10 protein-coding genes are annotated in these 13,711 nt (G+C 72.5%); 4 read left to right on the top strand and 6 right to left on the bottom strand.

What is annotated here, in order from left to right; genetic code table 11:
• Positions 1 to 78: 78 nt before the first annotated feature.
• Entirely contained in the window at positions 79 to 1,386 is a 1,308-nt protein-coding gene (locus GA0111570_RS10880; RefSeq protein ID WP_281245201.1) for a nicotinate phosphoribosyltransferase, read from the top strand.
• Between the two features lie 3 nt (positions 1,387 to 1,389).
• Here the strand turns inward: GA0111570_RS10880 and malQ are convergent, their stop codons facing one another.
• The 3 genes from malQ to GA0111570_RS10895 all read right to left on the bottom strand — a co-directional run bounded on the left by malQ (position 1,390) and on the right by GA0111570_RS10895 (position 6,566).
• Positions 1,390 to 3,597 (bottom strand): 4-alpha-glucanotransferase, encoded by a 2,208-nt coding sequence (gene malQ, locus GA0111570_RS10885; protein WP_092610670.1) that lies wholly within the window; start codon positions 3,595 to 3,597, stop codon positions 1,390 to 1,392.
• Between the two features lie 133 nt (positions 3,598 to 3,730).
• The gene (locus tag GA0111570_RS10890) at positions 3,731 to 4,717 is read right to left on the bottom strand and encodes an RDD family protein (protein WP_092610673.1); all 987 of its coding nucleotides are present in this window, start codon (positions 4,715 to 4,717) and stop codon (positions 3,731 to 3,733) included.
• A gap of 43 nt (positions 4,718 to 4,760) precedes the next feature.
• A complete protein-coding gene (locus GA0111570_RS10895; protein WP_092610676.1) occupies positions 4,761 to 6,566 on the bottom strand; it encodes a DEAD/DEAH box helicase in 1,806 nt (601 codons plus the stop codon).
• 121 nt (positions 6,567 to 6,687) lie between these two features.
• Here GA0111570_RS10895 and GA0111570_RS10900 point away from each other — a divergent pair, with 121 nt between their 5' ends.
• Positions 6,688 to 6,948: a DUF3039 domain-containing protein gene (locus GA0111570_RS10900; protein WP_092610679.1), complete on the top strand. Its 261-nt coding sequence runs from the start codon at positions 6,688 to 6,690 to the stop codon at positions 6,946 to 6,948.
• A complete protein-coding gene (locus tag GA0111570_RS17685) occupies positions 6,945 to 7,634 on the top strand; it encodes a hypothetical protein (RefSeq protein WP_092610682.1) in 690 nt (229 codons plus the stop codon). Before GA0111570_RS10900 ends, GA0111570_RS17685 begins: the two co-directional genes overlap by 4 nt.
• Before the next feature lie 39 nt (positions 7,635 to 7,673).
• Here the strand turns inward: GA0111570_RS17685 and GA0111570_RS10910 are convergent, their stop codons facing one another.
• The gene (locus GA0111570_RS10910) at positions 7,674 to 8,261 is read right to left on the bottom strand and encodes a TetR/AcrR family transcriptional regulator (protein ID WP_175557454.1); all 588 of its coding nucleotides are present in this window, start codon (positions 8,259 to 8,261) and stop codon (positions 7,674 to 7,676) included.
• Between the two features lie 215 nt (positions 8,262 to 8,476).
• Between GA0111570_RS10910 and GA0111570_RS10915 the strand changes: the two genes are divergently transcribed.
• A complete protein-coding gene (locus GA0111570_RS10915) occupies positions 8,477 to 10,117 on the top strand; it encodes an MFS transporter (protein ID WP_092610688.1) in 1,641 nt (546 codons plus the stop codon).
• 15 nt (positions 10,118 to 10,132) lie between these two features.
• Here the strand turns inward: GA0111570_RS10915 and GA0111570_RS10920 are convergent, their stop codons facing one another.
• Positions 10,133 to 11,032, bottom strand: coding sequence for a transglutaminase family protein (locus GA0111570_RS10920; protein WP_092610691.1), 900 nt, complete (start codon positions 11,030 to 11,032; stop codon positions 10,133 to 10,135).
• Positions 11,029 to 13,704, bottom strand: coding sequence for a circularly permuted type 2 ATP-grasp protein (locus tag GA0111570_RS10925; protein ID WP_092610694.1), 2,676 nt, complete (start codon positions 13,702 to 13,704; stop codon positions 11,029 to 11,031). The genes GA0111570_RS10920 and GA0111570_RS10925 overlap by 4 nt, the downstream gene beginning before the upstream one ends.
• Positions 13,705 to 13,711: the final 7 nt, after the last annotated feature.

The raw sequence follows: 13,711 nt of genomic DNA on the forward strand, positions 1-13,711 counted from the left end.
GGGCAGGTCGACCCGGCACCGCGGGAACAGTCGGAAACACCCTGACACCAGCGGCCGCCCGGCCACTAGGCTGCGGACGTGACCAGTTCTGCGCTGTACACCGACCACTACGAGCTCACGATGGTCGAAGCGGCCATGCAAGCCGGCACGGCCTCGCGCCGCAGCATCTTCGAGCTGTTCCCGCGCCGCCTGCCCACGGGCCGTCGCTACGGCGTGGTGGCCGGGGTGGGCCGCGCAATGGAGGCACTGGAGCACTTCCGCTTCCGGGACGAGGAGCTCGCCTTCCTGCGCGAGGAGCAGATCGTCTCGGCAGAGGTGCTCGACTGGCTGGCGGACTACCGCTTCACCGGCAGTATCTGGGGCTACCCCGAGGGTGAGCTCTACTTCCCCGGCTCCCCGCTGATGGTGGTCGAGGGCGGCTTCGCCGAGGCGTGCGTGCTGGAGACGGTGATGCTGTCGATCTACAACTACGACTCGGCGGTGGCCTCGGCCGGTTCCCGGATGACGCTGATGGCCGGAGACCGGCCCTGCATCGAGATGGGCGCGCGGCGGATGCACGAGGAGGCGGCGGTCGCCGCCGCCCGCGCCGCGTACATCGCCGGCTTCGCGTCCACCTCCAACCTGGAGGCCGGCCGACGCCACGGCATCCCCACCGCCGGGACGGCCGCGCACTCGTTCACGCTGCTGCACGAGACCGAGCGGGAGGCGTTCGAGGCCCAGCTGCGGACCCAGGGCAAGGGCACCACCCTGCTGGTGGACACCTACTCGATCTCCGACGCGGTGCGGACCGCGGTCGAGCTGGCCGGCCCGGAGCTGGGCGCCGTACGGATCGACTCCGGGGACCTGGCGATCACCGCCCGCGAGGTTCGCGAGCAGCTGGACGCACTGGGCGCCACGAAGACCCGTATCCTCGTCACCTCCGACCTGGACGAGTGGCAGATCGGCGCGCTGGCGGCGGCGCCGGTCGACGGCTACGGCGTGGGGACCAACCTGGTCATCGGTTCGGGCCACCCGACCTGCGGTTTCGTCTACAAGCTGGTTGCCCGTGCCCTGACCGACGGTCCGGACGCGGAGCTGCTGCCGGTCGCGAAGACCTCGGCCAACAAGTCGACCCGCGGCGGCCGCAAGTACGCGGTCCGGCGGCTGGACGAGCGCGGCATCGCCGAGGCCGAGGTGGTGGGGGTGGGCAGCCGCCCCGAGAGCGACCACAACGACCGCCCGCTGCTGGTCGAACTGGTCACCGACGGCAAGGTACTGGCCGGGGAGGACCTGGAGGCCGCCCGCCGGCGCCACTGGGACAGCCTGGCCGAGCTGCCGCGAGCGGCACGCAAGATGTCGCAGGGCGACCCCGTCATCCCGACCCTGTACGAGTCCGACTACGAGTGAGGCTCACTCACCGCGCAGGACCGCGGCCAGTTCGGCCGCCCGGTCCCCGGCGAGCGCGTCCTCCAGCAGCACAGGACGGCCGTCGGGACCCGACAGCGGGACCCGCCAGTTCGGGTGCTCCCACGAGGTGCCCGGCTGGTTCTGGATCCGCCGGTCGCCGACCATGTCGGTGAGGGCCACGTTCAGCAGCCGGGCACGGCTGCGGACCAGGTAGCCGTAGAGCGCCTGCACGGCCGTCCGGATCGCAGCGTCGTCGGACGGCACGACAGCTCCAGAGGGGACGCCAGCTTCGGAGGCCACGCCCTGCTCGATCCGTACCTGGCGGGCCAGCCGATCGGCCTCGGTGAACAACACGAAGTCGTGAGGGAGCAGCCCCTGGGCGCGGCAGGCGTCGAGGAACTTCGCCTGCTCGCGCTCCTCATCGGCCAGCACGTCGAGGACCGGGCGGGTCAGCACGCCGAGCTCCTGGCGCAGCTGCACGTGGGCCATCTCCAGGTAGCCGGCCGTCGGGGGAAGGTCGTGCGTGGTGACCGATGCCATGCAGGCCTCCCGGTACCACTGCGGCTCCAGCGGACGGTCGTCGTGGTTCTTCTCCCACCACAGGATCGAGGTGCCGAGCACCCCACGGTCCCGCAGGTAGTCACGGACGTACGGCTCGACGGTGCCGAGGTCCTCCCCCACCACCACCGCGCCGGCCCGATGGGCCTCCAGGGTCAGCACCCCGACCATCGCCTCGTGGTCGTAGTAGACGTACGTGCCCTCGGTCGGCGCCATGCCCTCGGGGATCCACCAGAGCCGGAACAGCCCCATGATGTGGTCCACGCGCAGGCCGCCGCTGTGGCGCAACAGGGTGCCGACCAGGGCCCGGAGCGGGGCGTAGCCGGTGGCGGCCAGCACGTCTGGCCGCATCGGCGGCTGGCTCCAGTTCTGGCCGAGCATGTTGTACGGGTCCGGCGGGGCTCCGACGGTGACGCCGCGGGCGTACAGGTCCGGGTTGGCCCAGGTCTCGGCGCCGTACTCGTTCACGCCGACCGCGAGGTCGCCCATCACGCCGATCGGCATGCCGGCGGCGATGGCCGCGTCCTGCACGTTCGCCATCTGCTCGTCCAGCAGCCACTGCAGCCAGATGTGGAACTCGACGGCGGCGACGTGCCGGGCCGCCCACACGTCCAGCTCCGGGGAGTGCACGTCGCGCAGCGGCGGGTCCCACAGCCGCCAGTCGGCACCGTACGTCTCGGCCAGGGCCATCCAGCGGGCGAAGTGGACCAGGCCGGCCTCCTGCTCGGCGCGGTAGCGCTTGTAGGCCGCCTGCCGCTCGGGGCTGCGACGCACCTCGTGGATCAGGTAGAGGGCCTCCATCTTGGCAGGCCACACGGTGTCGCGGTCGATCCGGTCGTGGGTCGCCGGGTCCTGCTGGACCTGCCGGCGCAGCTCGGCGACGTGGGCGGCGCGCTCCTCGGACAGCTGCCCGAACTCCGGCACGTCCTCGATCCGCAGGTAGACCGGGTGGCTGAACCGCCTGCTGGTCGGCAGGTAGGGCGAGGCCTCCTGGGGAACCGTCGGCTCGGCGGCATGCATCGGGTTGGTCAGCACGTAGCCGGCCTGCTGCTCGGCACACCAGTCGACCAGCGTCCGCAGGTCACCCAGGTCGCCCAACCCCCACGAGTCCCGCGAGCGCACCGAGTACAGCTGCACCATCGGCCCCCACGTACGCTCCGGGAGTTCCAGGGTGTCGGGGGTGACGATCATCGTCGACCAGGCGGACTTGCCGTCCCAGTCCGCGCGCAGCCGGTGGTAGCCCAGCGGCAGCCCGGTCGGCATCTGGAAGGTCGCCTCACCGATCGGGACGCCCTCCACCTCGCGCGGCGGCTCCCAGTTCTCGACCTGCTCGGCCGGGACGAGGTCGCCACCTTCCAGCACGACGGTCAGCTCGACCGCGTGGCCGGCCGGGACGTGGACGGCGACCGTACGCTCCTGCGAGGTGCGCATCACCACCGAGGGCGGCAGGATCCGCGCCCAGATCGCGTCCTGGCGGGCCCGGATCGCGGCGTCGGCCGCCCCCGGCGTACCGGCCTCGACCCCCATGCTCGCGAGCACGGCGACCAGGGTCTCCGCCGAGGCGTCGATGTACTGGCCGCTGGTGTTGTAGTAACCCGTCGCGATGCCGTAGTCGCTCGCGAGCTGCTGGAGGGAGGGGCTCGGTGCTGCCACGTTGATCCTTGTCAGAACGGTGGGCGGGAGGAGGGAGGAGAGGCCGCCGCCGGCGGCTGTTCCACCCTAGCGGCTGCCCCGACCGATCAGCGGGAGGACTCCGCGCGCCGGACGCTAACCCTGCCGAGGCGGATCAGCGGGTACGGATCACCTGGGTGCGGGCCACCTTGTCGTGGATCGCCTGACGCTTGCGGTCCCAGGCGGCCCACAGTCCGTCCAGGTAGCGGAACAGGGTGAGGAAGCTGAAGGCGGTGCCCAGCGAGGACAGCAGCGGCACCACCCACACGGCGGCACGCAGTGCGGCGACCCCCCAGCCGAGGCGCTCGGTCGAGCGGCCCTTGCCGACCGGGACGACGCGCAGGCCGAGCATGGTCTTGCCCAGGGTCGCGCCCCGGAAGTGGGTCAGCAGCGTGTAGTAGAGGAACCAGACCGCCATCGGCGCCAGCACGCCGAGCAGCGCCGGCCAGAAGCCCATCACCCCGATCGGCTGGGGCATGCCGCCCAGCACCGAGGCGAGGTCCCCGGAGAGGGTGCCCTGCATGGCCTCGCGCAGGATGTCGTCCATCCACTGGGTGAGCGCGGTGGTGTAGGGCGCCATCAGCGGAGCGGTGACCACACTGGTGAACAGGGCCAGCAGGATGGAGTCGATCGCGAAGGCGATCAGGCGGAGCCACCAGCCGGCCAGCGGCACCCCGTCCTCGGTGGTCGGACCCGATCGCTCGGCAGCGTAGCCCCAGCCGTAGGGCTGGGTCGGGCCGGACTGCTGCCCGTACGGGGAGACGCCGCGCTGCTCGTACGGCTGCTGGCCGTACTGCTGGCCGTAGGGCTGGGTACCCTGCTGGCCGTACGGTTGCGCACCCTGGCCGTAGGCCTGCCCGCCCTGCTGGCCGTACGGTTGCGCACCCTGGCCGTAGGCCTGCCCGCCCTGCTGGCCGTACTGCCCGTACGCGGCGCCGGCCTGCTGGCCGTAGGCCTGCTCCTCACCCGAGGCCGGGTTGGTGTACTGGGTCCACTGGCCGCCGTCCCAGTAGCGCTGGCGGGCCGGGTCGGCCGGATCCGGGTACCAGCCGGCCGGCACGGCGGGCGGGGTCGAGAGGCTGTCGGCAGGGTAGTCGTTCACGACCCCAAGCCTACGTGGCCGACGGGTTAGGCCCGGGGCGCGCTCAGCGGGGTCCGGAGCCGCTGATCGCCCACTGCCGGATCAGCTCGATCCGCTTCTCCAGCGTCTCCTCGTCGGCCGCCGCCGAGGGCGGTCCGCCGGTCACCGACACGAGCTTGTTGTGGATCACGCCGTGCGGCAGGTCGGTGCGGTGGTTCCAGGCCGAGACCAGCGAGTTGAGTTCCTTGCGCAGCGCGCGCAGCCGCTGGTGGGTCGCCTGCTTGCGCTCCTGGCCGGCATCGTCGGCCATCCCCCGCGCGGGCTGCGCCTCGCTGCGCGCCAACTGGTCGGCCTGCCTGCGCTGCAGCAGGTCCTTGACCTGGGTCGGGTCGAGCAGCCCGGGCAGGCCCAGGTACTCCTGCTCCTCGGCCGAACCCGCCATCGTGGTCAGGCCGAACTCGCCACCGTCGAACAGCACCTTCTCGAAGTCCGCCTCGGACCCGAGGGCCTGGTACTGGTGCTTCTCCCCGTCCAGGTCGGCGTCCGGGGAGTTGCGCTCCATCAGCGCCTCGGCCAGCAGGTTCGTCTCGTCCTCGGAGCGCCGCTTCAGCGCGTGGTCGCGCTGCACCTCCAGTTCGGAGGCGAACGTCAGCAGCCTGGGAACGCTGGGCACGAACACGGTGGCGGTCTCCCCGCGCGAGCGCGCCCGGACGAAGCGTCCGATCGCCTGGGCGAAGAACAGCGGGGTGGCGGTCATCGTGGCGTAGACCCCGACCGACAGCCGGGGGACGTCGACGCCCTCGGACACCATCCGCACCGCGACCATCCAGCGATCGTTCGACTCGGAGAACTCGGTGATCCTGGCCCCGGACTTCGGCTCGTCGGAGAGCACGACGGTCGGCTTCTCGCCGGTGATGTTGTGCAGCATCCGCGCGTACGCCCTGGCCGAGGTCTGGTCGTTGGCGATCACCAGCGCGCCGGCGTCCGGCACGGTCTGGCGCACCTCGGTCAGGCGGGTGTCGGCCGCCCGCAGGACAGCCGGGATCCAGGCCCCGCTCGGGTCCAGGGCCGTCCGCAACGCCTGGGAGATCATGTCCTTGGTCATCGGCTCGCCGAGGCGCGCGCTGACCTCGTCCCCGGCATTGGTGCGCCAGTGCATGTCGCCGGAGTAGGCCATGAACAGCACCGGGCGGACGATGCCGTCGGCGAGCGCCTCCGCGTAGCCGTAGCTGTAGTCCGCGTGCGAGCGCATCGTGCCCTCCCCGTCCGGTTCGTACGTGACGAACGGGATCGGGTTGGTGTCGGAACGGAACGGCGTGCCGGTCAGGGCGAGCCGGCGCCGGGCCGGCTCACAGGCCTCGCGGACCGCCTCTCCCCAGCTCAGGGCGTCACCGGCGTGGTGGATCTCGTCGAAGATGACCAGCGTGTTGTGGTGCTCGATCCGGATCCGCAACGCGTTCGGGTTGACCGCGGCCCCGGCGTACGTGAGGGCGGTGCCGACGTAGTGCTTGCCCGCCGCGCCGCCCTTGGCCGTGCCCTCGGGGTCGATCGGCAGGCCTACCCGGTCGGCCGCCCCGGCCCACTGGGTCTTCAGGTGCTCGGTGGGGGTGATGATGATGATCCGGTCCACGATCCGCCGGTTCAGCAGGTCGGCCGCCACCGTCAGCGCGAACGAGGTCTTGCCGGCGCCCGGGGTCGCGACGGTGAGGAAGTCACGCGGCTCCTCCTCGCGGTACTGCTGCAGGGCGGCGGCCTGCCAGGCGCGCAGGTTCTTGACGGTTCCCCACGCGGCCCGATCCGGATAGGCCGGTGACAGACCACGGGACCGCAGGTCAGGGGCTTCGGGGAGACGGGCACTCACTGGCCCCATGGTAGGCGACCGTGCGCGCCCCGCCCCTGATCGCCCGGGAGCCGGCAGGTCGCCGCCGGCTCACCCGCGTACGGCACCACGCCGGCGGGTGAACCCGGAGATCAGAACGTAGACTCGTCCCATGAGCCAGAAGTTGAGCCCCGGTGCCGAGACCCTCGTCGACGAGCGCGTCGAGCAGGAGGAGGACCTCCGCTACGAGGATGGCGACCATGAGCGCTTCTCCCACTTCGTGCCCAAGGACAAGCTGACCGAGGCGATGGTGATGGGCACTCCCGTCATCGCGCTGTGCGGAAAGGTCTGGGTGCCCTCGCGCAACCCCGACCGGTTCCCGGTCTGCCCCGAGTGCAAGGAGATCTGGGAGACCCTGCAGGACGGTAAGTGACGGGCGGCCCGGCCCGATCGCCGCGCTACCTCGCGGCGTTCGCCCTTACCGGGCTCGTGCTTGCCCTGGTGGCGGGTCTGGGACTGCTGCTGCTCGGGGTCATTCCGGGTAGCCGCCCCAGCACGGGGTCATCGCCCTCGCCCTCCGTGGTGTCGACCGGCCCGGTCCCCGCCGCCAGCCCGACCTCAGCAGTCCCCGCGACCCCCACTGCCACACCGACCGCCACTGCCACCCCGACCGCCACACCCACCCCCTCACGTACGGCCACCCCCTCACGTACGGTCACGCCGACCCCGTCGCCGAGCGGGAACGCGACCCTCGACGTGTCGGGCCGCCCGGCCTACCAGTTCGCCTCGCCCACCGGCAATATCGTCTGCCGGCTGGGGCCCTCCACCGTGCGCTGCGACGCGCAGGAGAAGGCGTGGTCACCGCCCGCACCGGCGGGTTGCCAGCAGGCCCATGACGACCTGGCCATCGACCCCGGCGGCCACGCCACCGTGGCGTGCCACACCGATTCGATCCGCCAGCCACTGGACGGCGGCACGATCCCCACGCTCGCCTACGGCACGTCGGTCCGGATGGGCGACGTCCTGTGCACCAGCCGGCCCGACGGCGTCGGCTGCACCCAGGCGGTGACCGGCGCCGGCATCTTCCTCGCCCGGGAGCGCTACGAGGTCAACCCCTGACCAGGGCCGGACGGCTCTGACCGACCTTGCCGGTGGACCTCACTCCCGTGCTGTGGAGGCGACACCCGCCCGGACGTACGCCACCACCAGCGCGACCGCCCGATCGACCGGCATGCCGTGGCCGATCAACGGGACGACCCCGTTGATCGCCCCCCAGGAGATCGCCGTCAGCGCGGGCACGTCCTCGGCACCGGCACCCTGGATCGCCGCGGCGAGGGGCGCCATCAGGTCATCGTGCAGGTGCCGGAGCCGCGCCTGCTGCCCATCGCGGAGCGCTGCGACGTCGACCGACTGGTCGGGGGCATGGCCGTCCGCCGCACCCTGCAGGACCGTCCGGATGATCGCCTCCAGCCGGTCGACCGGATCAGGACCGGCGGCCTCGAGCGCATCGGCGAGCGCCGCGTTGACGCGGACGAACACCTCCTCGACGGCGAGGGCGACCAGGTCGTTCCCGGACCGTGCGTACTGGTAGACACTCGTGCGCGCCAGCCCGGCCCGTTCGGCCACGGCCGCCGGCGTGACGGCCGAGGGTCCCTCACCGGTGAGCAGCTCCACGGCGGCACCGACGACCTGGCGCTCCTTCATGGCGCGGTGTTCCGCCACGGTTCCAGCTGTGATCTTCGGCACCGGACCATTCTTCCACGGAGCCCCTGACCTTCCCGGGCAGAACCTCTCGGCCCCTCCGGCGTCGGGGAGCCGGAGGGGACGGGCTTGCACCACACTTTGCCGACAGACTGTCGGCATGTTACGGTCGCCGTGCCAGGAAGTACGGGTCCCGCGTCTGCGGTCCGGGACCCCGAACAGGTTCGCCGCGTACGCGCGGCCCCACCAGGGAGCATCCCTTGTCCGATCCCATCGGCGCCCACGGGGGCACCATCCCGATCCCCGACGCGGCACCGGCCAGCGCCCTGACACCCCATCGGTGGTGGGCGATGGCAGCCATCGCGTTGGGAACGTCCCTGATCATCATGGACGCCACCATCGCCAACGTCGCCCTGCCCGTCGTGATCGACGACCTGGGCCTGTCCGCCACCCAGGCCCAGTGGATCGGCGCCGTCTACGCGCTCGTCTTCGCCTCCCTGATGCTCACCTCCGGACGCCTGGGCGACCTCTTCGGGCGGCGGATGATGTTCGTCGCCGGCCTCGTGGTGTTCATGGTCGCCTCCCTCGGCGCGGGCGGGGCGGTCGCGCCGGGGATGCTGATCGCGGCCAGGCTGGTCCAGGGCATCGGAGCCGCGATGGCCCTGCCGGCGACCGTCTCGACGATCAACGCGATGTTCGTGGGCCGGGACCGCAGCATCGCCTTCGCCATCTACGGCTCGGCGATCGGTGGCATGGCTGCGGTCGGTCCCCTGGTCGGCGGCTGGCTGGCGACCGACGTGAGCTGGCGGTGGGCGTTCTGGCTCAACATCCCCTTCGGTCTGGTCGCGGTCGGCCTGGCGGTCCGCTTCATGGCGGAGACGAGGGACCGTACGCTGCAACGCGGTATCGACTGGACCGGGACCGTGCTGGCCACCCTCGGCCTGGCCGCGATCGTCTTCGGCCTGGTCGAGTCGTCCCGGTACGGCTGGCTGCGCCAGTCAGACGGCTCCCTCTCCCCCGTCGTCGTCGCCCTCGTCGGCGGCGTCGCGGCGATGCTGGTCTGGATCCGGTTGGAGCACCGGCGGGAGCGCCGCGGACAGGTGGTCCAGTCCCACCTCGGCCTGTGGCGGATCGGGAACTTCCGTGGCGGCGCGATCGCCTCCCTGGTGATCAGCTTCGGTGAGTTCGGCATGCTGTTCACCCTGCCGCTGGTGGCGCAGGGCGCACTCGGCTACGACGCACTGGGCACCGGCTGGCTGATGCTGGTGCTGGCGATGGGCACGTTCGTGATGTCGGCCGCGGTTCCGCAGCTGACCCAGCGGATCGGTGCCCGTCGGGTGGTGCAGATCGGCGTGCTGGTCGAGGCCCTGGCCGTGGGCGCCCTGGCACTCCTGCTGCCGGGTACCTGGTGGTCCCTGGGCGCCTGCCTGTTCGGGTACGGCCTCGGCGTGGGGATGGCGACCGCCCAGGTCACCAACGTCTCGCTGGCAGAGGTGCCGGTCGGCCTGTCCGGGGAGGCCTCCGGCATGCTCACCACGGTCCGCCAGATCGGCTCGGCGCTGGGCGTCGCCCTGCTCGGCGGCCTGCTGATCAGTGCCCTCACCTCCGGCACGACCTCCCGGCTGGAGGCCGCCGGCGTGCCCCAGACCGCGCAGATGCCGGTGGTCGCGGCCGTGCACGACTCGATCGGCGCCGCGATCCCGGGCCTGCAGGCCGACCCGCGCACCGCCGGTGCAGCGGGCCTGGCCTCCCAGGCCCTGGTCCAGGCGGCGCGCAGCTCCACGGGAGTGGCCGCCGGCATCCTCGGCCTCGGCTTCCTGGCCACGCTGGCCCTGCGCGAGATGCCGCAGGAGGCCACCCGCCGCCGGCGCGAGCAGTCCGAGGATGCGCTCGAGGTCTGAGCCCGAGGAACCCGATCAGGGCGCGGGGAAGGTGGACTGCTCGATCGGGGCCATGTCCACGCTGACCTTCATCGACGATCCCCCGCCGGCCCCGAAGATCACGCCGCGGACCGGCGCCACGTCGGAGTAGTCCCGTCCCCAGGCGACGGTCGCGTGCGACTCGTCGACCGGCCGGTCGTTGGTCGGGTCCAGGTCGTACCAGCCGGCGCCGGGCACCCAGACCCCGGCCCAGGCATGGGTGGCGTCGGCGCCGATGTTGCGTGGCCTCCCGGGCGCGGGGACGGTGGCCAGGTAACCGCTGACGTAGCGGCCGGCCAACCCGACCGAGCGCAGGCAGGCCACCATCAGCTGGGAGAAGTCCTGGCAGACCCCGGCGCGGATCCGCAGCACGTCCGCCACCCGGGTGGTCACCGACGTGGCCCGGGGATCGTACGCGAAGTCGGCGTGGATGCGGTGGTTGAGCTCCTCCACCGCCTCCCCCAGCGGCCGGGCCCTCCCGAACGACGGCGCGGCATACTCGCCGACCTGGGGCAGCACGTCCACCCGCGGCGAGGGCAGGGTGAAGTCGACCGCCTCCCACCAGTCCGGCACGTCGCGGCGCAGGTCGGGCCGGCACTGCTCCCACGGCAGCGCGAGCAGGTCGGCGTCGAGGCACTGGGGGCCGATGTCGATGTCGGTGGTGCCGACGATGACCAGGTCGGTGTGCGGCTCGGTCACGTGGTACCAGGTGCGCAGGTTGCCGTACACGTCGACGTACGAGGACCGGTCGGCCGGCACGGGGGTGACGTCGACCCGGTGGCCGAGCACGTGCTGGCGCTCGATCTCGCGCGGGGACAGGTGGTAGAGGCCGTAGCTGGAGGTGATCGGGCCGCCGTAGTGGTAGGCCGTCTCGTGCCGGATCCGGAAGGTCCTCACATGCCGCTCCCGGCGGGCCCGGGCGGCAGGTCGGCGGCGACCCAGAGCGGGCGCGGCTGCGGCTCGCGGGTCAGGTAGGCCTCGGAGATCGCCTCCGACAGGCTGAACAGCCGCGAGCGCAGGTCGACGAGGTACCCATCGACGCACTGGACCGGGTTCGGTCCCGGCGCCGCCACCGGCACGGTCTCCACCCCCGTCTCGTCGAGGGCCGGCGGTGCCACGGCGGGCTCCCCGTGGCTGACCCGCTGCACGGCGGTGGCGGTGGTGAGCTCGGCCAGGTCGGTGAGCAGGCGCTGCGGGCGCCCGCTGGTCGGCGCGTGCGGCAGCCGCCGCAGGGCGGCGTCGATCCGCTCGACCTGGAAGGCCACCGAACGGGGATTGGTCCGGTCGGAGACCAGCAGGTCCAGCGCCGTGGACAGCTCGGGCCGACCGCCATGGCGGCGTCGGTGGGTGACCACGCTCTCGGCGGCCGTCATCGCCGCGGCCAGCACCATCTGGTCCGGCGGTGTCGACCAGCGGCCCTGTTCGTCGGCGGTGACACCGCGGCGCAGGGCGGGCACGGTGAAGCAGGTCTGCAGCAGCCCGACGACCTGGATCGCCCGTTCCAGGGCCCGGCCGGTGTCGAGCAGCTGCCAGCCGGCGTCGCGGACCATGTTCTCCGCGGTGATGCCGTTCAGCGCCAGCAGGGCCACCAGGCTGTGCTCGGCCGCATCGCCCAGGGCACTGGAGTCGTCGAGGCCGCGGCGGCGCAGCTGGTCCAGGGCCCGTTCGGCACCGGCCAGCACCACCCAGACGTCGGAGGACAGCTGGTCGCGTACGCCGTCTGCGGCGTGGCTGAGCCGGGCCAGCGAGCGGGCCACCGTCCCGCGACGGGAGCGGTTGACCAGCAGCGTCCGCAGTTGGCGCAGCACGCTGGTCGCGTCGGCAGGTCGCGGGGTGGTGGTCATCGCGTACAGCGAGTCCAGCAGGGTGTCGACCGGCGAGCCTGGTCGGGAGACCATGTTGAGCTCGACCAGCACGTGGTGGGTGGCACTGACCAGCCGGACGGTGTCCTCGGCGCGCTCGGCGTAGCGGCCCATCCAGAACAGGTCGTCCAGCACGCGCGGCATCATCGCCCGGGTGCCGGCGATCATCTCGGCGACCATGTCGCCCTCGTCCCCGGAGGCCGGCGGCAGGTCGTCACCGGAGACGATCCACAGGTCCTTGGTCGGTCGGCCCGAGACGGTGTGCGGGCCGTACGAGACGGCGACCGGCTCGGTGCGGATCTCGCCCAGCCCGCCGGGCAGGGCGGCGTACGTGCTGCCGTGCCGGATCAGGTAGCCGGTCAGGTGGAAGCGTTCGGGCACCAGGCGCCCCTCGCGCACCGACGGGGTGGTCGAGAGCGGCAGCGGTTCGTGCCCGACGTACAGGTGCGGGTCGGCCTCCACCCGGCGGCGCAGGGTGTCGCGCTCCTCCGCCGACAGCAGAGACCCCTCCCAGACCTCGCCGGAGCCGATCTGGGCGACGCGGAGCCGGTCGAGCTGGGTCACGACGTGGCTGCGGGAGGCGGCCTCCCCGCACCACCAGGACGGCAGGGAGGGCAACCGGAGCGGCTCCTCCAGCAGGTGGTGGCAGATCCGGTCGTCGAAGGCCATCAGGCCGGGGTTCTCCAGCACGCCGGTGCCCAGCGAGTTCACCACCGACACCGCGCCACGGCGGACCACCTCGGTGAGTCCGGCCACCCCCAGCCGGGACCCCGGCTGGAGCTCCAGCGGGTCGGTGGCCCGCGCGGACACGTGGCGGAAGATCACGTCGACCGGCTCGAGCCGGCCGAGCGATCGCAGCCAGACCCGGCCGTCCCGGACGACCAGGTCGTTCCCCTCGACCAGCGGAAAACCCAGCCGGCTGGCCAGGAAGGCCTGGTCGAAGGCGGTGGCGGCATGGGTGCCGGGGGTGAGGACGACCACGTGCGGGTCCTCGACGCCACGGGGCCCGGACTCGACCAGCGCGGCACGCATGGCCTGGTAGAAGGGTGTCAGCCGGACCAGGTCGGCCTCGCGGTACAGCTCGGCATGAACCCGGGACAGCACGCGACGGTTCTCCATCGCATAGCCCGCGCCGACCGGCGCCTGGGTCTGGTGCGCGCCGACCAGCCAGCCGCCGTCACCGGCGCGCCCGAGGCTCGCCCCGACCATGAACAGGCCCCCGGCCTGCCGGGCCCCGACCAGCGGACGCAGGTAGCCGGGGTGGCCGAGCACCAGCTCGGGGGGCAGCACTCCGTCGGTGAGCAGGCGGCGGTCGCCGTACAGGTCGTGGAAGATCGCCGACAGCAGCTCGGCGCGTTGCACCAGGCCCCGCTCCACCTCGCGCCACTCCCGGGAGTGCAGCACCAGGGGCACCGGGTCGAGCCGCCACGGCTGGGGCTCGTCGACGTCATCGTCGTCGTCGAACCGGGCCTCGCCGGCCTCCCCGTCGTCCTCGTCGGTGGTCCAGGGCCGGAACGTCACGTTGTCGTCGGCCAGGCGGCGGTCGACCTCGTCCTGCAGCCGCGCCCAGTCCAACGGCGCCTCGACGAGGGCTGCCAGCTCGTCCCAGCCGACCCGCAGGGTGCCGTCCGGGGTGCGCAGCTCGTCGAATGTCGGGCCGGGAACGGCCCCCGGTACGGGACCGGGGGCCGCCGGCGGCAGGCTCATCGCCAGG

Origin of the sequence: Raineyella antarctica (genome assembly GCF_900092135.1) — a bacterium.
Lineage (GTDB): Bacteria > Actinomycetota > Actinomycetes > Propionibacteriales > Propionibacteriaceae > Raineyella > Raineyella antarctica.